This window comes from Xanthomonas sp. WCS2018Noco2-27, from assembly GCF_031843525.1.
Taxonomy (GTDB): Bacteria; Pseudomonadota; Gammaproteobacteria; order Xanthomonadales; family Xanthomonadaceae; genus Xanthomonas.
Genome location: NZ_JAVTIK010000008.1, coordinates 117,451 through 139,246, shown reverse-complemented (window position 1 = coordinate 139,246; position 21,796 = coordinate 117,451). Strand labels below are relative to the sequence as shown.

Genomic DNA, 21,796 nt, shown 5'->3' with positions numbered 1-21,796 from the left:
AGGCGGTGAACGGATCAGACAGCATGACAGTGCCCAAAGTTGCTGGCGTTGTCATCCGCTGGCTGAATCAGCCTAGCGCCGGGCCTGTATCGGATTGTGAACGCGGCCGTACCTTGCGCTGGCAGCCCCGCAGTCGGAAACGACACGGCCCCGTGCAATGCACAGGGCCGGCGATGAAATAGTTGTCTGGGGCCGCTAAGGCAACACCCGCGCAAGCGAGCGCCCTGATGACTTCGCAGCTTCGGGTGCTACTGCGGTCACCTGCTGCGCTGTCCGGGCGCGCGTCGAGCGCCCGGTGTCGCTCAGGCAGCGACGCCGGCGCCGGCAGCCTGCCGATCGGCGTGATACGACGAGCGCACCATCGGGCCGGAGGCCACGTGGCTGAAGCCCAGTGCGTTGCCGTACTCTTCCAGCGCCTTGTATTCCTCCGGCGTCCAGTAGCGCATTACCGGGTGATGGTGCGGGGTCGGCTGTAGATACTGACCGATCGTGATCATGTCCACATCGTGCGCACGCAGATCGCGCAAGGTGGCCTGCACCTGCTCCATCGTTTCGCCCAGGCCGAGCATGATGCCGGACTTGGTGGCGATGGACGGATGCTGCGCCTTGAAGCGCTGCAGCAGCGTCAGCGACCACTGGTAATCCGCGCCGGGGCGCACGTTCGGATACAGGTCCGGCACGGTTTCGATGTTGTGGTTGAACACGTCCGGCGGGCTCAGCGCCAGAATTTCCAGCGCACGGTCCATGCGGCCCTTGCCGCGGAAATCCGGGGTCAGGATCTCGATACGGGTCTTGGGCGAACTGGCCCGGATGGCCGTGATGCAGTCCACAAAATGCTGGGCACCGCCGTCGCGCAGATCGTCGCGGTCAACGCTGGTCACCACCACATACTTCAGGCCCATATCGGCCACCGTGGTGGCCAGGCTTGCCGGCTCGCTGGCGTCCGGCGGCTTGGGCCGGCCGTGCGCCACGTCGCAGAACGAGCACCGCCGCGTGCACACCTCGCCCAGAATCATGAAGGTCGCGGTGCCATGACTGAAGCACTCGTGGATGTTCGGGCAGCTGGCCTCTTCGCACACCGTGACCAGACGATTTTCGCGCAACTTGGCCTTGAGGTTCTGCACCGCGTTGCCGGACGGAATCCGCACGCGGATCCACGACGGTTTGCGCAGTACCGGCGCATCCACAAACTGCACCGGCGAGCGGTTGATCTTGTCGCCACCGATCTGCTTGACGCCGGTCTGCAGCGGCGCAGGCGCGGCGGTGTCGCCGGAGACGACCTGCAAGGGGATGGAACGGGCGATAGGCTGGGTCATGACGGTACGGGCGCTCAGGCCGGAAGCGAAAGGTCGGGCATTGCGGAGGCGGGGTGCAGCGTCAGGCCGAACTGGCGGGCCAGCTGATCGAGCAGCACTGCCTTGACGGCGTTCATCCCGGAGGGGCCGCCCAAGTCTAGCACCGAGGTCACCTGCAGGCCCTCGTACCCGCACGGGTTGATGCGGTGGAACGGCTCCAGGTCCATGGCCACGTTGAACGACAACCCATGGAAGGTGCAGCCGCGCCGCACCCGGATACCAAGCGCGGCAATCTTGGCGCCACCGACGTACACGCCCGGCGCGCCATCGCGGCGTTCGGCCACGATATTCCACTCGTCCAGCGTGTCGATCAGTGCCTGCTCGATCTTGCACACGTAATCGCGCACGCCAATCTTGAGCCGGCGCAGATCCAGCAGCGGGTAGACCACCAGCTGGCCTGGGCCGTGATAGGTCACCTGACCGCCACGATCCACCTGCAGCACTGGAATGTCGCCGGGCGCCAGCACATGCTCCGGCTTGCCGGCCTGGCCCAGCGTGAACACTGGCGCATGTTCGACCACCCACACCTCGTCTGCGGTATGCGCGTCGCGCGCATCGGTGAAACGCTGCATTGCACGCCACACCGGCGCATAGTCCTGCTGCCCGAGGTCGCGCAACGGTGCGGGCGGGATCGAAGCAGCGATCACCGCAGGTTCGGCCGCTACAGCGTCCACTTCACTTCCGGGTGGTCGCGCAGTGCCTGATGCGCCGCGTCGAACTGCTCCCGGCTCTCGGCACGGAAGCCGATCTTGACCGAGACGTATTTGCCGCTGGAAGAGTGCTTCCAGCTGATGCTTTCCTGCAGCAGCTCCACGCCGGTGGCAGCGAGCAGACGTGGCAATTCGGTTTCCAGACCGCGCTCGGCTGCGCCCATGGCGCTGAGCTCAAAGGTACCGGGAAACTGGAAGCCGTGATCGGGGTTGTCGGTGCTGATATCCATCGCCCCATTATCGGGCCGGTGGAGGGCAAACCCAAGTGTGCGTTCCCCGAAACGATAAGCGGAGCCACGTGCATGGCACGGGCTCCGCTCGTCCCGCCAGACAGTGAGCGACTGGCGGGGTTGTTCAACGATGGCGTTCGACAGCGAAGCGATACATCCGCTAAATCAGACTGCGCCGGAAGGCCAGATGCGCGCGCGGCGCACCTGGATTTTTAACGCTCGCCTGACTTTCTGACACAGCCGAACACATCCGGCCGAGGCCTGTGCTTACTTGGACAGCTCCAGCATGGCCGACGACACCCAGCCACGGTTCCCCATCTCGTCTTCGACTTCCCACATGACGCCTTCCTTGGTGCCGGTGGGGTACAGCATCATGCCCGGCTCCAACGTACGCACTGCTGCGCCGGAGCCCTTGGCGTTAGCCAGCAAACGCCCTGCGCGGGTCACGGTGACCGCCTGCTGGGTGTTGGACGCCGCCGCATTGCCGGACAGCCCGCCTAGCTGGGTGACGATGTCGGTATAGGCCTGCAGATACGCCAGCGTGATGACCTGGCCAATTTCGGTATTGGCATAACCGCCAACGCCAGCCGCGCCTAAACCGCCGCCAGTGAACAGGCCGCCCGCCCCGCCCCAGCCCATGTCGGTCTTCTTGGCGTTACCTTCGGCCATGGCGACCTGTTCGGAGGAGCGCACATCAGTGACGGTTAGCGCTACGTCAGCAGTCTTCTTGGTGAAATTCAACCCTCCCACCAGAGCGCCTGCATTACCGCCCACCAGGCCGCCCAGCAAACCTGCAACCGCACTGCCGCCAGCATTGCTGTTCTGCGAAATGAGGTCTGGCGTCATCACATAGTCGGCCGCGCGGATCTGACCTTTACCGATGTTGGAACGCGCACGCAGATCGCCACTGGCCGCCATCTCGCGCTCGCGCTGCGATGCAGCCATGCCCGCGCCGCGGTCCACCAGGGTGAAGCAGCGTGACTTGTTCACAAACACCTTGATCAACTTGGATGGCGCCGGCAGCTGCTGCCCCGTCCACCAGTTGACTGCGTCTTCCGGCTCGATGACCGACAGGCTGCCCAGCGGCTTGGTGCACACCGGGATCTCCGCAACGCCTTGTTTGCGTTGGTCCTGCGCGGTGCCCTTGCCCTTGAAGGCATCCTTGAAGCCGGCCGATGCCGGCGCGCTGACGCTAGCCAATGCAATGCCCAGCACGCCGGACAGTACAGCTGCGCTCACAGAAATCGTCTTGCTCATGTTTATTCCCCCTGACACCTGCGCTGCCGTCGGCGAACGCGATCCGTTGGTGATGAAATGGCCTGTGAGGGCCGCCGTTCCTTGGGGCTTCTTTCCCCGGGGGCGGATCATATGCTATTCGCGCGCGCTTTTCATCGCTACTAGGTCGCAGTGTCGGCATGTGTCAGACAGAACGGACCGCTGCCTGGGATAGCGTCGCCCAAGTGCAGCCCTCGGGGCATCATGACCGGTACGTTCACGCGGCGCAGCCGCTGGCGCAGGCACCTTTGCACCATCCCGTCCCTCCTAATCCCCCAGGCCTTCCATGCTCCGACCGCGCGCGTTGTCTGCTGCCTTGCTGCTCTCTCTCACCGGGCTGTCGATGCCGGCCATCGCTGCGGATCAGTGCGATTCCAGCCGACTGGGGCGCACGCCGCCAGCGGTCAATTTCCGGGTCGACAACGATTTGTTCGGTGGGGAGGACCAGGACCAGGGGTATTCCAACGGTGCGGTGCTGACGCTGGTCTCGCCCAACCTGGTCGACTACACCGGCGACCCGTGCCTGCCGCGCACCGCGCGCTGGGTCAACAGCTATCTGGAGCGGCTGCACCCAGGCGAGTTCGATCAGCAGAACATGGTGTTTTCGATCGGCCAGGCAATCTTTACGCCGACCGATTACACCCGTCGCGACGTGATCCCGGAGGACCGCCCGTATGCGGGCATCCTGTTGGCGAGCTTCGGCTACAACGCGCGCAACGATGCGCACCTGCGGACCACGCAGCTGCAGATTGGCGTGGTCGGCCCGTGGGCCTTTGCAGAGGAAGCGCAGGATGCGATCCACGATGCGCTGGGCGACGAGAAATTCCAGGGTTGGGACAATCAGCTGCATAACGAGCCGCTGATCAATCTGGTGCACGAACGTATGCGCCGGTGGCCGGCCGATGCCAGCGGCAATGCCGATGGATTCGGTTGGGATTTCATCTCGCACTGGGGCGGGGCGGTCGGCAACATGGCCACGCATCTGAACGCCGGTGGCGAAGCGCGTTTTGGCTGGAAACTGCCGGACGACTTCGGCAGCACCCCCACCCGCCCGGCGGGCGAAAACACTGCGCCGAGCCGGCTGGGACGTTCCAGTGGCTGGTCGAGCCATCTGTTCGTGACCACCGACGCGCGCTGGGTGATCCGCGATATCACCCTGGATGGCAACACCTTCCGCAACAGCCACAGCGTGGACAAGCGCCCGTTCGTGGGCGATGTCGGCTACGGCCTGGCCGTGATGTACGGCCGCTGGAAGTTCGCCCTCGCCCGCTACCACCGCACGCGCGAATTCGAGACCCAACGCGAAACCCCGGTGTACGGCAGCTTCACGATCAGTCGGATGCTTTGAGGGCTGGGATTGGGGAGTTGGGATTGGGGATTCGTTAGAGCGGGCTGCTGGGGCTTTGCGATGGTCGGCAGCCTGATCGAGAGCGGGGATTGGGGAGTTGGGATTCGTTAAAGCGAGCCTCTGGGGATTTGAACCTGCTCTGGCTGTTGCCAGTCTCGAATGCCAACTCTCTAATCCCGCAACCAAAAAAGCCGGCGAAAGCCGGTTTTTTTTTGGTTTGACCATTCGAACTTGCTGCCGCGTCCACATAGCCAGCTTCTCGTTTAAGCAGATGCGTCTGGTCAGGGATTAGGGAGTCGGGATTGGGATTAGTCCGAGCGGCTGCGGTTGCGTTGCATCTGCTCTGGCTGTTGCGAATCCCGAATGCCAAATCCCCAATCCCCAATCCCCAATCCCACAAACAAAAAGCCGGCTTTCGCCGGCTTTTTGCTGCACTTATTCCGATTCCCACCACATCCAGAACGAATCCCAGAGGCGCTTGAAGAAGCCGCCCTCCTCCACCGCGTTGATGGCGACCAGCGGGGCCTGGGCGATGATCTTGCCGTCGAGGCTGACCTTCACGGTGCCGACCTGCTGGCCCTTCTTGATGGGCGCTTCGAGATTCTTGGCCACGTCCATGCTGGGCTTGAGGTCGTTGTAGCGGCCGCGTTGCAGGCTGACCAGCAATGGCTGCGCCACGCCCAACTGCACTTCGTCCTGCTCGCCCTTCCAGACCTTCTGCTTGATCACGACCTTGCCGGGCGCGTACAGGCTGTGGGTTTCGAAGAAGCGGAACCCCCAGTTGAGCAGAGCCAGGCTGTCAGTGGCGCGTTGCTCTTCAGAGGTGTCGCCCATGACCACCGCGATCAGGCGCTGGTCGCCGCGTTTGGCCGAACTCAGCAGGCAGTAGCCGGCCTCGGAGGTGTGGCCGGTCTTGATGCCGTCCACCGCGGGGTCGCGCCACAGCAGCCGGTTACGGTTGCTCTGCTTGATGGTGCCGACCTGGAATTCCTTGATCTTGTTGTAGGCGTAGGTTTCCGGGTAATCGCGCACCATCGCGCGGCCCAGCATCGCCAGGTCGTAGGCGGTGGAATGATGGCCTTCGGCACTCAACCCATGCGCGTTGACGAAGTACGAATTCTTCATGCCGATCTTGGCGGCGTAGCTGTTCATCAGCGAGGCGAAGGCTTCTTCGCTCCCGGCCACATGCTCGGCCAGCGCAATCGCGGCATCGTTGCCGGACTGGATCGCCATACCCTTTTCCATGTCTTCCAGACGCGCGGTCTGGTTGACCGGGAAGCCGCTATAGCTGCCATCGGTGCCGGCGCCGCCCTTGCGCCAGGCGCGCTCGCTCATCATGACCTGGTCGTCGCGCTTGACCTTGCCGTTCTTGATTTCCGCGGCCACCACGTAGGAGGTCATCACCTTGGTGATGCTGGCCGGTGCCAACTGCTGATGGATGTTGTCGCCGGCGAGCACCTGCCCGGTGGCGTAGTCCATCAGGATCCAGGATTTGGACACGGCCGGCGCGGGTGCGGGCGGAACCGGCAGTGCAGCCGGCGCGGCAGCCACAGCGGGAGTCGGCTGCGGCGCAGGTGTCTGGGCGCAGACCAGGCCGAAGGCGAACGTGGCCACGGCAGCGGCGGCGAAGCGGAATTTCATTGAAGAACGACTCCTGACGGGCCCGAAGGCTGGGTAATACGAAATTGTAAGGTGCGATGAAGATTCAGGCGACGCGCGCAGGGACCGGCGCGCCTCCACAGTTCAGCGTGACTGCTGGCGTACCGCGCGGGACGCGCGCCGCACCGATGCTGCAGCGCGCCTACCGGAACCACGCTGTCGCGCGGTTGGGCGCAAGCGCCGTGATCAGACGCGCTCGCTCGATGGCGGCTAATCACGGCGTAACGGTCTGTGCTCAGTTGGCGACGATCTGCGGACGTCCAAACCCCAGGCCGGCAATCCGCTGGGAAATCTCCGATGCGTTGGCGTGGTCGCGCGCGTTGACGCGCAAGCGCCACAGGGTGCGGCCACCGCTGACGATGTCGCTGACGCTGGCACCGGCGATACCGGCCGAGGCCAGCTGCGACAGCGCGCGGTTGGCATTTTCGCGGCTGGCAAAGCTGGCGACCTGCAACAGGATGTCACCCAGCGCAGCCTCGGCCACGCTCGGTGCCTTGGCCGGCATCGGATCGGGCTTGAGCGGGCGCGCAGCCACGCTTTCCGATGCCTTGACCACGGCAACGGCGACCGGTGCGGCGGCAGCTGTGGTTGTCGCGCCTGTCGGTCGCTGCACGGCAGCGGCAGGCTTGCCGGTGGCCACACGCACGCCCTGCGTCTTCATCCAGGCATCGAAGTTATCGGCATTGCCGGGCTGGCGCGAATCGGCCACGCGATAGCGCCAACGCTCGCCGGCCGCAGTGACCGGTGCTGCAGCAATCGCTACTGCAGAGGTGGCAACCGCTGCGCCCGCGCCTGTCGTCAGCGTGCGCGGCGGAACCGTGCGCGTGGGCAGACGCTGCACCAGACCATCGATCTGGCTGCTGCCCGACGCCGGCCGCGCGGTGGCAACCGCCGTCGTGACCGGCACCTGGCCACGATTGCGCTTGGCCAGCAGGTTGCCGTTATCGGCTTCGGTCAGCCCGCGCACTTCGACATTGCCGGTGCCTCTGCCGGTGATGCCCAGCTTGACCGCGGCGGCGTAGCTCAGATCGATCACGCGGCCATCGTGAAACGGGCCGCGGTCGTTGACGCGCACCACCACCGAATCGCCGGTGTCGGTATTGGTCACCAGCGCGAAACTGGGCAGCGGCAGCGTCTTGTGCGCAGCGGTGAAGGCGTACATGTCGTAGACCTCCTTATTGGAGGTGAGCCGGCCATGGAATTTGCTGCCGTAATACGAGGCGGTGCCGCGTTCGACATAGTCGCCCGGGTCGTCCATCACCACGTAACGCTTGCCCAACACTTCATAGGGCGAGCGATTGCCGACTGCCGAGCGCGGCTCGTCGGTGACCAGCGGTTCGGGGATGCAGGCCACGTTGGGCACGTGGTCGGGCGTGGTGTCCTTGACGCCGGGTTTGTACAGGCCGCCGGCAGTGTAGTCGCCGCGCGTGGACGGGTCTTCTTTGGCGGCCGCATACGGCGAGGTCGACGGGCATCCGGTGGCGACGTACGCCGGCCCCTTGCCGTCGACCTTGACGCCCTTGATGGCGCCGCCGCCCTTGGCAGCGACGCTTTTCTTCGGTGCGCTACTACAAGCCGCCAGGCCGAGCATCAGCGCCATCGGGATCAGCCACTTGGGGCCTGTCATGCTGTTCATGCCGGGGGTAACTCCTTGCCGGCGATGGCCTCGGACAACTGGAACACGGCCATCGCATACATCTTGGAAATGTTGTATCGGGTGATCGCGTAGAAGTTCTGGAAGCCCAGCCAGTACTGCTTGCCATTGGCGTCATCCAGGCTGATCGGCGTGGCGGTGCTGCCCGCCACCACCGGCGCACCAGGGTGATACCCGCGCGCAGACAGATCGGCCAGCGTGTACACCGGCGACCAGTCGGTGGGATTGAATTCTTCGTGGCCGGCAGCCAGCGTGGCCGGCACGGCGACTTCACCGCCGCGCACCCAGCCGCCCTTCTTGACGAAGTAATTGGCGATCGAGGCGAACACGTCGTTGTAATCGGTGAACAGATTGCGCTTGCCATCCGCATCGCCATCGACACCGAACTGGCGGTAGCTGGAAGGCATGAACTGGCCCATGCCCATCGCGCCGGCGTAGCTGCCGATCAGGCTGGTGACGTCGAGCTGCTCTTCCTTGCCGAGCGCGAACAATTGGCCGAGTTCATCGCGGAAAAACAGCTCGCGGCGCACTTCGCGCTCGAGCTTGGCCGGGTCGCCGCTGCGCGGGTAGCGGAACGCCAGCGTGTACAGCGCATCCAGCACGCGGTATTTGCCGGCATTGCTGCCGTAACTGGTTTCCACCCCGATGATGGCCACGATCACCTGCGCCGGCACGCCGGTGGCGGCTTCAACCTTGCTCAGCTCGGCGCGGTGCTCGGCCAGGAATTTGCGCCCCCCATCGATGCGCGCCTGGGTGATGAACATCGGCCGGTATTCGTTCCACGGCTTGACCCGCTCGGCCGGGCGCGACATGGCGGTGACGATGGCGTCCTTGAATTGCGCCTGCGCCAGCACCGCTTCGATCTGTGCAGCGTCGATGCCGTACTTGGCGGCGGTGTCGCGCACGAAGTTGGCACGTGCGATCTCGAACGGCACCGGAGTCAGATCGACCGGCGGTAGTGCAGGCGCTTCGGCGGCGGCACTTGCAGGCGCGACCGGAGCCACGGGCGGCTTGGCCGGAGGCGCACTGGCAGCCGGCGGCGGGGACGGAGGGCTGGGCTGGGTCGCGCAGGCGACAAGGCCGAGGGTGAGCAGGCAGGTCAGAGTGCGTCGAATCATCGGCCGAGGGTAACAGACATCAGATGAACTTCTGGCAATAAGACCATGAAACGAAAAGACTTTAGCCAAAGTCAAGGTCTGCCGCAGCAGGTGGGGCAGTTTGGTGGCTGGGGAATTGGGATTGGGAGCGGCGGCTGGCAGGAGCGGGAGTCCGGCCACGCGGCGCGCTAGCCCGATGTGCACCACTGGCATGTGGGTGCCGCGCTAACAACTGGGTGCTCGACGGTGATTGCGATCAGCTGATCGCGGGCGAGATCGCCGCGCTGATGTCAGTGACGCGAAGGCGGCCGTTGCCCCCTTGGAAAGAACCGAAGACAGCTAGCCGGCTTGGCAGCTCATGGGACATCAAAGCCCACTGCTAGGCAGCTGCATCGGCTGAGTAGCCTTGGCAGAAAATCAGGCGCGGCCGCTACGATCGGCCGCGCCTGGCGCATCACAGCGCCGGGAAGCGCGGCGCGCTCGAGCAGGTCGGTATGCCGCCGCCGACTTGCACCGGCGCAGTGGTGACACCGCTCCCGGTCGGAGTCAGCGCGCTGTTGCTCAGCCCGATCTGCGCGTTGCTCGCATTGACCGATGTGTTGCTGGTCGCCACGTTGGCCAGCACCAGATCAAGCCGCGTCTGCGCATCGTAGCCGCGCAGAATCCAACCCTTGCCGCCGGCATCGTTCGCACTGCGCAGCCCGTCGACGACGATGTCGTGGAAGGTCGGCTTGGTGCCGCTGCTCCCGCCGGCATAGAACGGGTTGATCACCAGTGGGCTGGTCACGCCGTAGAGGCAGGTGTTGCGATACGTGACCAGGCTGACTGGCCCACCCTTGACGATGCTGGTCTTGATGCGCAACCCGTTGTTGTCGGTGCTGCGATTGCCTGCATCGTCGGTGGACACCAGCGCGTTGTTGTCGACCAGCACATTGCTGACGCCGGACATCACTTCGCTGCCGATGGAGATGCCATGCGTGCCGTAGCAACGCGTATTGCGCACGGTGATGTTGGCCGACTTGGAGGCGATGGTCTTGATCGCCACGCAATCGTCGCCGCCCATCACATCGTTGTCGTGGAGAGTGGCATTGACCACGCTGTCCAGATCCAGGCCATCAGTGTTGGGACTGGTGGCCGGCGACTTCACCCGCACGCCCCAGATGGTCAGGCCATCGACGATATGCGCGAAGAAATGGAAGTACGCCGCGTTGATCAGGTTGATGTCGTACAGCGTAAACGCCGTTGAATTCTGCACCTTGATCAGGTCCGGGCTGTTCTGCACCAGGCCGGCCGCCTTGGCGTCTTCGCCCAATTGCCACCAGGTGGTGCTCTTGCCCAGCATGGTCAGATCGCCGCGGCCATCGATGGTGCCCTGACGCCCGCCGATGCGGATGCCCATGACGCCCGACTTGGCGCCCTTGACGCTGATCAGCGGCGCACAGCCGCCGCTCTTGGAACCGGCCACGCCGCAGCCGCTGCCGTAGTCGGCCGGATTGCGTGAGCCGTACAAGGTGACGCCCTGGTCGACCACCAGCGTGACGCCACTGGGAATGGTCAGCGGGCCGGTCAGAAACGCGTTGCCGCTGCCGCTGGTCAGCAGCACGCTGCCGTTTTTACAGGCATTGAGCGCGGCCTGGATGGTCTTGGTGTCGGGCGGCGAGCGCTCCAATGCATCATCGAATTGACGCCCGCTCGGCGTCAGGCCGGCCTTCAAGGAGGGCGGACACGTGGGCGGAATTGCCGGTTGCGCGACAGCGCGGGCATCGCCCGTGGCGAAGGTGACAGCGCTGGCCTGCGTGGCAAGCATCAGACAAACACCGCCGATGGCGGCGGTTAGCAATTTCATGGAAACAGGCACCCGAAAGAGAAATGGCGCGCGCCTGCATAGGCAACGCGACGCGGCCGCCATCACTGCAGCGGCATAGCGGACTCTACGGAGCACACATCGCACATGCAGAACGCGAGCGAACCGGATGCCGCCCGAGCGAAGCCACCCTACGTCGAGGTGTCGTCATTGCAACGCAGCGCGCAAAAACGCGATTCCATCGCTACATTGCCGGCGCGGTGACACATGCGTGTCGCATCAGCCGACGTTGCAATGCGGAGCATGCAGCTTGCGCGTGGGTTGACGCGATGCAACGCGCCAACGGCATGACGCTATGCGTCAGTACCCATGCACCGGCCGGTGCGCCTTCACTGCCATCACCAGGCCCAATCCGGCCAGCAACGACACCGCCGAGGTGCCGCCGTAACTCATCAAGGGCATGGGCACGCCGACCACCGGCAGCAGGCCGGAGATCATGCCGCCGTTGACCAGCACGTAGACGAAGAACGCCAGACCGGTGGCGCCAGCGACCAGGCGCGAATAGGTGTCGCGTGCCTGCGAGGCGATCCACAGGCAGCGGCCGATGACGATGAGATACAGCGTCAGTACGGTGGCCACGCCGATCCAGCCGAACTCTTCGCTGAGCACCGAGAACGCAAAGTCGGTGGTCTGTTCGGGAATGAAGTTCAGATGCGATTGCGAGCCCAACCCCCAGCCCTTGCCATCCAACCCGCCAGAGCCAATCGCGATCTTGGACTGGATGATGTTCCAGCCGGCGCCGAGCGCGTCGTTCTCGGGGTTGAGGAACATCATGATGCGGTCCTTCTGGTACGGCCGCAGCAGCCAGAACCAGGCGATCGGCGCCGCCGCCGCCACGCCGCCCAGACCCACGGCCACCCACCACCACGGCAGACCAGCCAGCAGCAGCACGAACACGCCGCTGGCGGCGATCAGCACGCCGGTGCCGAAGTCCGGCTGCAACATGATCAACGCGGTGGGCACGCCGATGATCATGCAGGTGACCAGCACGGTGGAGATGCGCGGCGGCAACGGCATGCGGTGCAGATACCAGGCCGCCATCATCGGCAGGCTGATCTTGAGCAGCTCGGCCGGCTGCAGATAGAACACTTTCAGATCCAGCCATTGCCGGCCGTATTTGCCGGTCCCTAGCGCGAACACCGCCAGCAACGGCAGCATCGACAAGCCATACACCCACGGGGTCCAGGCGCGCAGGCGCAGCACCGACATGCGCGAGATGCCCCACATCGCGGCCACGCCGATGACGAAGCGGATGCCTTGCGCCATCACCAGATGATCGCCGTTGGCCGTGCCGCCAGCGCTCTTGAGCACCGACAGGCCGATCACCATCAACGCGCCCAGCGCCAGGCACAGCACCCAGTCCAGGCTGCGCGTAAAGCGCGCGGCCATGTCCGCCAACCAGCGCAGGATGTCACTCAATGATCGGTCTCCTGCACCGCGTCCGGCACATCCGGTATCACCGGCTGCGCGGGCGTGCTGGGATCCAGCGCAACGGCGGCCTGGCCGATCACCACCGGCAATTCTTCCAGCGTGGCGGCGGCCGCATCGCCGGCCGCACGTGCATCGGTGGCGCCGGCTTCAAACTGGTTGACGCCCACGGCGGTCATGCCGAGTTCGCTGTCCAGCGGCAGGATGCCCGCGGGCATCTTGCCCAGCAGCCAGGCGTCGAAGATCTTGCGCGCAATCGGCGCTGCCGAGCTGGTACCGAAACCACCACCCTCCACCGCCACCGCCACCGCAATGACCGGGTTGTCGGCCGGCGCAAAGCCGACGAACAGACCACGATGGCGCAGGTGCATCGGCAGGCTGCGCGGGTCCACGGCGGCCACGCCCTTGCGGCTGACCACCTGCGCGGTGCCGGTCTTGCCGGCCATCTGGTAGGGCGCGCCGGGCGTGATGGCGTAGCCGGTACCGCCAGGGCGCATGGTGTCCATCATGCCCTCGCGCACCACCTGCAGATGCGCCGGATTCGGGCTGACCGGCTTGCCTGGCGGCTGGATCATCGGCTGCCAGGGGTGATCGAAGCCGGTGCGTTCTTCCAGCACCAGATGCGGGCGCAGCAGCAGGCCGCTGGCGATCGCCGAGACGCCGCGGACCAACTGCAACGGAGTCACCTTCCAGTCGCCCTGGCCAATGGCGATGTTGACGGTGTCGCCGGGGTACCAACGCTCCTTGCGGCTCTTGTACTTGTAGGCCGGCGACGGCAGGATGCCGCCGATTTCGCCCAGCAGATCCACTCCGGTGGGCGCGCCGAAGCCGTATCCGCCCATGTAATGGTCGAAGCGCTCGACCCCCATGTCCACCGCCAGGCGGTAGTAGTAGGTATTGACCGACTGGGCGATGGATTTGCGCAGATCGGTCCAGCCGTGGCCGCCACGGTGCGAGTCGCCCCAGCCGCGGCTGACGCCGGGCAGATAGAACATGCCGGTGGACAACACGCGGTCTTCCGGCCGGCGCAGGCCGCTATCCAGGCCGGCCAGGGCGATCAGCGGCTTGAGCGTGGAGCCCGGCGCCACGCCACCGAGCACCAGCCGGTTGAACTGCGGCCGCGACGGGTTGTCGTTGAGCATCTTGAAGTCGGTATGCGAGATGCCGTTGACGAACAGATTGGGGTCGTAGCTGGGCAGGCTGACCATGCCCAGGATCTCGCCGGTGCGCGGGTCCATCGCAATGGCTGCACCTTCATGTTCGCCGAACGCCGCCACCATCGCGCGCTGCAGATCGGCATCCACCGACAGCCGCAGATCCGCACCCGACTGCGGCGCGACGCGGCCGACGGTGCGGATCGCCCGCCCCTGCACGTTGGTCTCGACCTGCTCGTAACCGACCTGCCCGCGCAGGTCCTGTTCGTAATAGCGCTCCAGGCCGGACTTGCCCATATGGGTGAGCGCGGCATTGCCCTCGCCCAGCACCGCGAGGTCTTTTTCGTCGATGCGGCCGACGTAGCCGATGATGTGCGCGAACAACGGCCCGTACGGGTAGCGCCGGGTCAGATACGGCTCCAGCTCCACGCCGGGGAAGCGCCAGCGCTCCACCGCAAAGCGCGCCATCTCTTCATCGCTCATGCGCAGCTTGAGGGTGACCGGCAGGAAGCTGCGGCGCGCCTTGCGCTCACGGTTGAAGCGCTCCAGATCTTCCGGCGCGATCGGGATTACCTTGCCCAGCGCGGCCAGCATGGCGCCCATGTCGGCGACCTTGTCCGGGGTCACGTCCAGACGGAACGCCGGCACGTTTTCGGCCAGCAACCGACCGGTGCGGTCGTAGATCATGCCGCGCCCGGGCACCACCGGTTTGGGCTTGATGCGGTTGGCTTCCGAGCGGGTGGCGTAGACCTCGTGGTCGAGCACCTGCAGCTTGAAATACCACCCGCCCAGGCCGACCAGGCAGATCACCACCATCACAAACCCCAGCACCGCCCGGCGGCGGAACTGCTCGGCCTCGGCATGCGGGTTCTTGGGTTGGCGCCGACCGTGCATGGGCTACTTCTTGCCCCGCTTGCCCAAGCGCACCGCATCCAGCAACACGAACAACGGCGGCCACAGCGCCATGCCCAGCAGCGGCGCCCACCAGTAACTCCAAGGCAGGGTCGGCTCGCCGATCGCCAGATGCACGGCCGAAGACACGATGCGGTCGTTGAGCAGCAGCCCGCCGATCGCCAGCGCCTGCTGCGACACCGGGAAAAACCGCATCCGCGCGCGGAAGCGCTGCAGGATGAAGGTCATGATCACCAGCCGCAGCGCCTGCTCGCCCAGCAGCCCGCCGTACAGCAGATCGGCCAGCACGCCGGCCACGAAGGCCACACCCAGCCCCACCCGATCCGGCTCCTCGATCACCCAGTAAGCCAGCACCAGCGCCACCCAGTACGGGCGCAGCGGCTGCACCACCTCCGGCAACGGCAGCAGACCCAGCACCAGCGCAATGAGCAGGCTCACCGGCAGGATCCAGGTGTTGCTCATGCGGGTCATTGGTCCGTCTCCGGTGGAGCCGCACGGGAATCGGGAATCGGGAGTCGGGAATCGGCAGGAGCGATGCCTTGCGGCGGCGCATCGCTCGCACGGCCAGCTGGCGACTGCGTGCCGTTGCCATTCCTCGTTCCGGCTGCCCGCAAGCCCTGCGGCGAAGCAGGACGCGAATCAGGCATCGGCATGTTGGATGCATTCGACGCCGTCGCGCGCGCGGGCGTGCTGGCCGGGCGGCCGGACGCTGGCGCACTGGACGGCTGCGTGCCGGGCGCGGCAGGTGTCGGCGCGGACTGGGTGCCCTGAGCGCTGCCGGTGCCGGTGCCGGTGCCGGTGCCGGTGCCCGATGCTGCGCCCGCCGTCGGGCGTGCGGTATCCATCGCCGCGTCGGACACTCCGCTCGCTGGCGTGCGTGGCGTTGCGATCACCGGCGCGTTTGCTGGCGCCGCAGCGGCAGCTGCCGCAGCGCCGTTGCCATTGACGTTGCCATTCCCCATTCCCGACTCCCCATTCCCCATTCCCGGCACCACCCGCAGCGGCTTGCCGGCACGCAACAACAGCACGTCGCGGCCGCGGTCGAGTTTGGCGGCCGGGGTCAGCTCGCCGACCAGGAAGGCGTGGGTGTCGTCGGGATGCAGCTCGGAGACCTTGCCCACCGGGAAGCCGGCCGGGAAGCGGCCGCCCAGGCCGGAGGTGACGATCTCGTCGCCCACCTGCACGCCGGCGCTCAGCGGGATGTCGCGCAATTCGAGCCGGTCGCCGCGGCCGTAGACAATCAGGCGCACGCCGTTGCGCGCCACGCTGACCGGCACCGCGTGGTCGGGGTCGGTCAGCAGCAAGACGGTCGAATGTAGCGGGGTCACTTCGATCACCTGGCCCATCAGGCCGCCGGCATCGATCACCGCCTGGCCCATCAGCACGCCATCGCGACTGCCGGCGTCCAGCAGCAAGCGCTGGCGGGTCGGGTCCAGGTCGATATCCAGGATCGGCGCCAGCTGCACGTCCAGGCCACGGCGCTCGGCCACGTTGAGCAGCTCGCGCAACTGGGCGTTATCCAGCGCAGCGGTCTGCAACCGGGTGAGGCGGGCGTTGGCGACCAGCAGCTGATTGCGCAGGTCGCGGGTTTCTTCCACCAGTTGCGCGTGCGTTGCGGCGTTGTCGCGCACCTGCGACCCGATGCGCCCCGGCAACCCGGCCACCGCCCAGATCGGCTGGATCAGCAGATTGGCCTGCATTCGCACCTGGCTCAGCCAGCTGCCGCGGCTATCGAGCGCGATCAACGTGATCGCCAGCACCAGATAGACCAGCAGCCGCAGCGTGGAGGTGACTTCGCCCGGACGGGAGGCGACGGGAGGACCGGCGTAGGAGGGCACTTTCAGGGCCGGGAATGGGGAATCGGGAATGGGGAATCGGTGGGCAATGTGCTGCCCACGGAAGGGCTAAGGGATATGCGGACGGGAATGCGCAGTAACCACGCAAGGCCGGAGGCGGGGAGCCGCACGACGATTCCCCATTCCCGATTCCCCATTCCCAGCTCCATTATTCCGGCGCGAAGAACTCGTTGCCGTGCATGTCCACCAGCTCCAGCGCGCGGCCGCCGCCGCGGGCAACGCAGGTCAGCGGGTCATCGGCCACCTGCACGTGCAGGCCGGTTTCTTCGGAGATCAGACGGTCCAGGTCGCGCAGCAGCGCGCCGCCACCAGTGAGCACGATGCCGCGCTCGGCGACGTCGGCGCACAGTTCCGGCGGGGTCTGCTCCAGCGCCAGCTTCACTGCGGAGATGATGCCCGACAACGGCTCATGCAGCGCTTCGAGCACTTCGTTGGAGTTGATCTTGATCATCTTCGGCACGCCTTCGGCGAGGTTACGGCCGGAGATTTCCATCTCCTGCACCTCGTCCTGCGGGTAAGCGCAGCCGATCTGCAACTTGATGCGCTCGGCCGTGGCTTCACCGATCAACATGCCGTGGTTGCGACGCACGTAGTTGGTGATCGACTCATCGAAGCGGTCGCCGCCCACGCGCACCGACTGCGAGTAGACGATGCCGTTGAGCGAGATCACCGCCACTTCGGTGGTGCCGCCGCCGATGTCGATGACCATCGAGCCGCGCGCTTCGGTCACCGGCATGCCGGCACCGATGGCAGCGGCCATGGGTTCTTCGATCAGGTAGACATCGCGCGCACCGGCCTCTTCCGCAGATTCCTTGATCGCGCGGCGCTCCACCTGGGTGGAACCAGCCGGCACGCACACCAGCACGCGTGGGCTGGGGCGCAGGAAGCGCGATTTGTGCACCTTCTTGATGAAGTGCTTCAGCATTGCTTCGGTGTAGGTGAAATCGGCGATGACGCCGTCTTTCATCGGGCGGATGGTGGTGATGTGGCCGGGGGTACGACCGAGCATCTGCTTGGCCTCCGCGCCGACGGCAGCCACCGAGCGCGTCCCGCCGATTGCACGGTCCTGACGCACCGCAACCACCGATGGCTCGTTCAGCACGATGCCCTGTCCGCGCACGTAGATCAGCGTATTGGCCGTGCCCAGATCGATGGACAGGTCGTTGGAGAACATGCCGCGCAGTTTCTTGAACATCGAGGGAGTTGTTCCTGGGTAAGTCGCGTGCCCGCCGCCAGACTGGCGAAATTTTGGGCAGAAAACGAAGTCCACTAGCCTAGCAATCCCCCCCGGTGCGGGCAAGGAAAAATCGGTGTTTCCGGCCCGGTTTTCATGTGGCGGTCACGCCGGGCATGGCACGCGGTTGTGGCTCTGATCGGTCGCAGCCGTTACCCTTTGCGCCGCGGCGTTGGCGCCGTCCCGCCGCCATGCCGGCAACTGGCGGGTATTTCCTTACGCAAAGGCCTGACTCGATGTCCGCACTGATCTGTGGTTCCCTCGCCTACGACACCATCATGGTGTTCCCGGACCAGTTCAAGAATCACATCCTGCCGGACAAGGTGCACATCCTGAATGTGTCGTTCCTGGTGCCGCGCATGCGCCGCGAGTTCGGCGGCTGCGCCGGCAACATCGCCTACAACCTGCATCTGCTCGGCGGCGCGCCGATTCCGATGGGCACCGTAGGCCAGGATTTCGGCCCGTACCGCGAACATTTCGAAACGCTGGGCATCGATCTGTCGCGCGTGAAGATCATCGATGACCTGTTCACCCCGCAGGCCTTCATCACCACCGATCACGACAACAACCAGATCACCGCCTTCCATCCGGGCGCGATGATGCGCAGTTACGAGAACCATGTGCGCGACGTGCCGGGCGTGACCCTGGGCCTGGTCGGCCCGGACGGGCGCGAAGGCATGATCCAGAACGCGGAAGAGTTCGCTGCCGGCAGCATCCCTTTCATCTTCGATCCTGGCCAGGCGATGCCGTTGTTCAACGGTCCGGAACTGCGTGAATTCATCGAGCAGGCCGACTACGTGGTGGTCAACGACTACGAGTCCAACCTGCTGCAGGAACGCACCGGCTGGAACGAGAAGGACATCGTGTCGCGCGTGCAGGCCTACATCACCACGCAGGGCCCGAAGGGCGCGCTGGTGCACACGCCCGAGAAGACCTACGACATCCCGCCGGCGCATGAGCGCCGCGTGGTCGACCCCACCGGCTGCGGCGATGCGTTCCGCGCTGGCCTGATCTACGGCATCCAGCACAACTACGACTGGCTGACGATCGGGCGCATGGGCAATCTGATGGGCGCATTGAAGGTGGAACACCCCGGCACCCAGAACCAGCGCTTCGACTTCGCCGAATTCAACGATCAGTTCAAACAGCAGTTCGGTTACGCGCTGTAGAAATGCCCGGAGCGGCATCGGTGCGACACCTCGGCTGCGCACCGTCAGCTCCCACTCCAGCGCTTGCTCGGCGCCCGGCCCGCATCTGCGATGCCGGCGCTGGCGCCGGCTAGCCCCCCCCCTTCTCTCCTCGGGAGAAGGGACCTCGCAGCGGCAGATGCCGGTCTGCGCGATGCCGCGCGCAGCTCGAACGACACACTCGCTTCGAACAGCGTCACCGCCCCGGCCCGTACTCCGCCCCAAGGCTGCCTTTGCGACGCGGGCGCCCCTAAAGACTGCCGCCGCGCGTGCCGCGGCCAGCGCTCGGTGCGGCTATACCATCGGTAGAGTCCGGTTCTGAGCACGCCCTCCACACCCGCCTGACGACCGCTCGCTGCGCTTTGTCAGCCGCTCTCAGCGCTAAACGCGCACGTTCCCTCGACCCGCCGAGCAAGCTGCGCGTCGACCGAGCTCGACCCTTACCGCCCAAGACGCCGTCGCGGACTCAGGCATCGTCGGCCCCTCATAGATGCACGTATTGCGAGCAGCGCGACGCAGTTTGCTGCAATGCGGTTTGAGCATAGGAGCGGTTTGTGCATCTACTGACGTTTCGCGCCCACTGAGGAACGCTGGCCCATGTCCGAGCCAAGCGTTGTCGCCGCTCCTTCCATCACGCTGCCGGAGATCGAACCGGATGTACTCCGGCAGATCAGAAGGCTGCGCGATATCGCGCCGCTGGCGCCACCGCTGTCGCGGTCGTGGCGGCGTTGCCTGGACGACTACGCGCTGCTGCCCGAGGCAACGCCCGAACCGTTGGTGCACGACGCCCTGCACGTGCGTGAGCGCCAGCAGCGGCTTGGCGAGGTGCTGCGCATCGCCAAGGTGGAAATGGAAAACCTGTACGAGCAGATCGCCGGCAGCGGCTATGCGGTGATCTTTGGCGATGCCGACGCCACCGTGCTGCACAGCGTGCACGACTCCACCCTGCTGCGCGAGTTCCGTCAGGCGGGGCTGTTCTGTGGCGCCAGCTGGGCCGAATGCCATCAGGGCACCAACGGTCTGGGCACCTGCGCGGCCGAGCGCACGGCGGTCAGCGTGCATCGCGGCGAACACTATCTGACCCGGCATTTACCGCTGTCGTGCAGCGGCGCGCCGATCCTGGACCCGCACGGCGGGCTACTGGCGGTGCTGGATGCCTCCACCCCCAATGCGCAGGACAGCAAGCAGATCCAGCGCCATACCGTGGCCTTGGTGAGCATGTCGGCCGCACAGATTTCGCGCTCGCATTTCCTCAATCAGTTTGGTCATGCGTTCATCCTGCGCTTTCACAGCCGCCCCGAATTTGCCGGCTTGTTGCACGAGGCATTGATCGCCATCGGTGCCGATGGCCGCGTGCTGGCGGTCAACGAAGCAGTGCTGGAGCAACTGGGCAAGATCGATCGCAGCCAGTTGGTGGGTCGCGATATCTCGCAGGTGATGCAGCTGGACTTCGACACCATCGAACACCGGGCCGGCAGCGACGCGGGCACCCTGTGGTCGATCCGCTGCGCCTGCCACGGGCGGCGCTTCTATGCGCTGGTGCGCCCGCCACGCGCCCGCCCGGCGCTACCGGCGGTGGGTGGGCCGGCGCAGGCCGCACCGGATTCCGAATTGCAACCAAGCGAGCACGTCGGTTCGGATCCGCGCATGCGCCACAACTTGGCCAATGCGTTGAAACTCGCCGCGCACCGCGTCTCGATCCTGTTGCGTGGCGACACCGGCACCGGCAAGGAAGAATTCGCCAAGGCGGTGCACCGTGGCTCGCCCTGGGCCAGCGGCGCGTTTGTCGCGATCAATTGCGCCGCCATTCCCGAGGCGCTGATCGAAAGCGAGTTGTTCGGTTACGCACGCGGTGCCTTCACCGACGCGGCGCGCGAAGGACGGCACGGCAAATTACTGCAGGCCAGCGGCGGCACGCTGTTTCTGGACGAAATCGGCGATATGCCATTGCCATTACAAAGCCGCCTGCTGCGCGTGCTGGAAGAACAATGCGTGACCCCGCTGGGCAGCGAACGTGCGGTGCCGCTGGAACTGCATGTCATCAGTGCAAGCCATCGCGACCTGGCGCAACGCGTGGCCGCAGGCGAGTTTCGCGAGGACTTGTATTACCGACTAAACGGCGTGGTGTTGCATCTGCCCCCACTGCGCGAGCGCAGCGATAAAGCGGAGTTGATCCGTACCTTGCTGCGCGAAGAAAACGCAGAGCGCAGCGTACGCATCAGCGAAGAGGCGATGCACAAATTGCTCAGCTACGTCTGGCCAGGCAATCTACGCCAACTGCGCAATGTGCTGCGCACCGCAGCGGTGTTATGCAGCGACGGCGTCATCCGCCTGCCGAACCTGCCGCAGGAAATCGTCGATGCCGGCAGCGCGCCATGCCTGGTCGATGGCCGTGCCGTGGCCGCCGACGACATGCCTGGCCGGGTGGCGCTGGATCAGGCCGAACGCCTGGTATTGCAGCAACAACTCGAACGCCATCGCTGGAATGTCAGCCGCACCGCCGACGCACTGGGGATCAGCCGCAATACGCTGTATCGCAAGCTGCGCAAACATGGGTTGGATACGGGCTGATGGAGGGGCGGGGATTTGGGATTGGGGATACGTCAAAGCCAAAGCGGTGGCTTGGCGCTGCTATTTAGAGCGATTAACACGATTATTTTTTCGCCATCAGGCGGCACCGCTGTGGCTTGGTGCGCCATGTGGCACGCTACGTGCCGCGATTGCGGAGCGGATGATCTGTGGCTTGGCTGCAGGGTCCTTGCCCGCCGACCCTCGCGGGACATGCTGCAAGTACGTCCTTGTAAGCTCTTACGCGGCATCCATGCCGCGTAAG

General features: G+C 65.4%; 16 protein-coding genes and 1 other RNA gene. 4 read left to right on the top strand and 13 right to left on the bottom strand.

Annotated elements, in window-relative coordinates; translation table 11 throughout:
• Nucleotides 1–302 precede the first annotated feature (302 nt).
• The 4 genes from lipA to RQH86_RS14475 form a co-directional block, all read right to left on the bottom strand.
• Complete coding sequence (gene lipA / locus RQH86_RS14490) at nt 303–1,316, bottom strand: lipoyl synthase (RefSeq protein WP_311238975.1); 1,014 nt, start codon at nt 1,314–1,316, stop codon at nt 303–305.
• A gap of 14 nt (nt 1,317–1,330) precedes the next feature.
• Nucleotides 1,331–2,029, bottom strand: coding sequence for a lipoyl(octanoyl) transferase LipB (lipB, locus tag RQH86_RS14485; protein WP_311238976.1), 699 nt, complete (start codon nt 2,027–2,029; stop codon nt 1,331–1,333).
• Nucleotides 2,017–2,295: a YbeD family protein gene (locus RQH86_RS14480; protein WP_055850635.1), complete on the bottom strand. Its 279-nt coding sequence runs from the start codon at nt 2,293–2,295 to the stop codon at nt 2,017–2,019. Before RQH86_RS14480 ends, lipB begins: the two co-directional genes overlap by 13 nt.
• A gap of 267 nt (nt 2,296–2,562) precedes the next feature.
• Nucleotides 2,563–3,552, bottom strand: a complete 990-nt coding sequence (locus tag RQH86_RS14475) for a CsgG/HfaB family protein (protein WP_311238977.1) — start codon at nt 3,550–3,552, stop codon at nt 2,563–2,565.
• Nucleotides 3,553–3,856: 304 nt separating this feature from the next.
• Between RQH86_RS14475 and RQH86_RS14470 the strand changes: the two genes are divergently transcribed.
• Entirely contained in the window at nt 3,857–4,918 is a 1,062-nt protein-coding gene (locus tag RQH86_RS14470) for a lipid A deacylase LpxR family protein (RefSeq protein WP_311238978.1), read from the top strand.
• Between the two features lie 435 nt (nt 4,919–5,353).
• On the opposite strand, the gene RQH86_RS14465 is transcribed toward RQH86_RS14470, so the two are convergent.
• From RQH86_RS14465 to RQH86_RS14425, 9 genes are all read right to left on the bottom strand, one after another.
• A complete protein-coding gene (locus tag RQH86_RS14465; RefSeq protein WP_311238979.1) occupies nt 5,354–6,559 on the bottom strand; it encodes a D-alanyl-D-alanine carboxypeptidase family protein in 1,206 nt (401 codons plus the stop codon).
• A 253-nt stretch (nt 6,560–6,812) separates the two neighbouring features.
• A complete protein-coding gene (locus tag RQH86_RS14460) occupies nt 6,813–8,213 on the bottom strand; it encodes a septal ring lytic transglycosylase RlpA family protein (protein WP_311238980.1) in 1,401 nt (466 codons plus the stop codon).
• Nucleotides 8,210–9,349 (bottom strand): lytic murein transglycosylase B, encoded by a 1,140-nt coding sequence (gene mltB / locus RQH86_RS14455; protein ID WP_115512607.1) that lies wholly within the window; start codon nt 9,347–9,349, stop codon nt 8,210–8,212. The genes RQH86_RS14460 and mltB overlap by 4 nt, the downstream gene beginning before the upstream one ends.
• 433 nt (nt 9,350–9,782) lie before the next feature.
• Nucleotides 9,783–11,174, bottom strand: coding sequence for a glycosyl hydrolase family 28 protein (locus RQH86_RS14450; RefSeq protein ID WP_311238981.1), 1,392 nt, complete (start codon nt 11,172–11,174; stop codon nt 9,783–9,785).
• A 318-nt stretch (nt 11,175–11,492) separates the two neighbouring features.
• Nucleotides 11,493–12,611: a rod shape-determining protein RodA gene (rodA, locus tag RQH86_RS14445; RefSeq protein ID WP_055850614.1), complete on the bottom strand. Its 1,119-nt coding sequence runs from the start codon at nt 12,609–12,611 to the stop codon at nt 11,493–11,495.
• A complete protein-coding gene (mrdA, locus tag RQH86_RS14440; RefSeq protein ID WP_311238982.1) occupies nt 12,608–14,668 on the bottom strand; it encodes a penicillin-binding protein 2 in 2,061 nt (686 codons plus the stop codon). Before mrdA ends, rodA begins: the two co-directional genes overlap by 4 nt.
• Before the next feature lie 3 nt (nt 14,669–14,671).
• Nucleotides 14,672–15,157 carry a rod shape-determining protein MreD gene (gene mreD / locus RQH86_RS14435; protein ID WP_311238983.1) on the bottom strand — a complete coding sequence of 162 codons (486 nt, stop codon included), beginning with the start codon at nt 15,155–15,157 and terminating at the stop codon, nt 14,672–14,674.
• Nucleotides 15,154–16,524 carry a rod shape-determining protein MreC gene (gene mreC, locus RQH86_RS14430; RefSeq protein ID WP_311238984.1) on the bottom strand — a complete coding sequence of 457 codons (1,371 nt, stop codon included), beginning with the start codon at nt 16,522–16,524 and terminating at the stop codon, nt 15,154–15,156. Before mreC ends, mreD begins: the two co-directional genes overlap by 4 nt.
• A gap of 166 nt (nt 16,525–16,690) precedes the next feature.
• Entirely contained in the window at nt 16,691–17,737 is a 1,047-nt protein-coding gene (locus RQH86_RS14425; protein WP_006452025.1) for a rod shape-determining protein, read from the bottom strand.
• Between the two features lie 275 nt (nt 17,738–18,012).
• Here RQH86_RS14425 and RQH86_RS14420 point away from each other — a divergent pair, with 275 nt between their 5' ends.
• The 3 genes from RQH86_RS14420 (at nt 18,013) to RQH86_RS14410 (ending at nt 21,534) form a co-directional block, all read left to right on the top strand.
• Nucleotides 18,013–18,945: a carbohydrate kinase family protein gene (locus RQH86_RS14420; RefSeq protein WP_115512613.1), complete on the top strand. Its 933-nt coding sequence runs from the start codon at nt 18,013–18,015 to the stop codon at nt 18,943–18,945.
• Nucleotides 18,946–19,257: 312 nt separating this feature from the next.
• A non-coding RNA gene (locus RQH86_RS14415) (sX9 sRNA) lies at nt 19,258–19,334 on the top strand.
• A 226-nt stretch (nt 19,335–19,560) separates the two neighbouring features.
• A complete protein-coding gene (locus RQH86_RS14410; protein WP_311238985.1) occupies nt 19,561–21,534 on the top strand; it encodes a sigma-54-dependent Fis family transcriptional regulator in 1,974 nt (657 codons plus the stop codon).
• Nucleotides 21,535–21,796 lie beyond the last annotated feature (262 nt).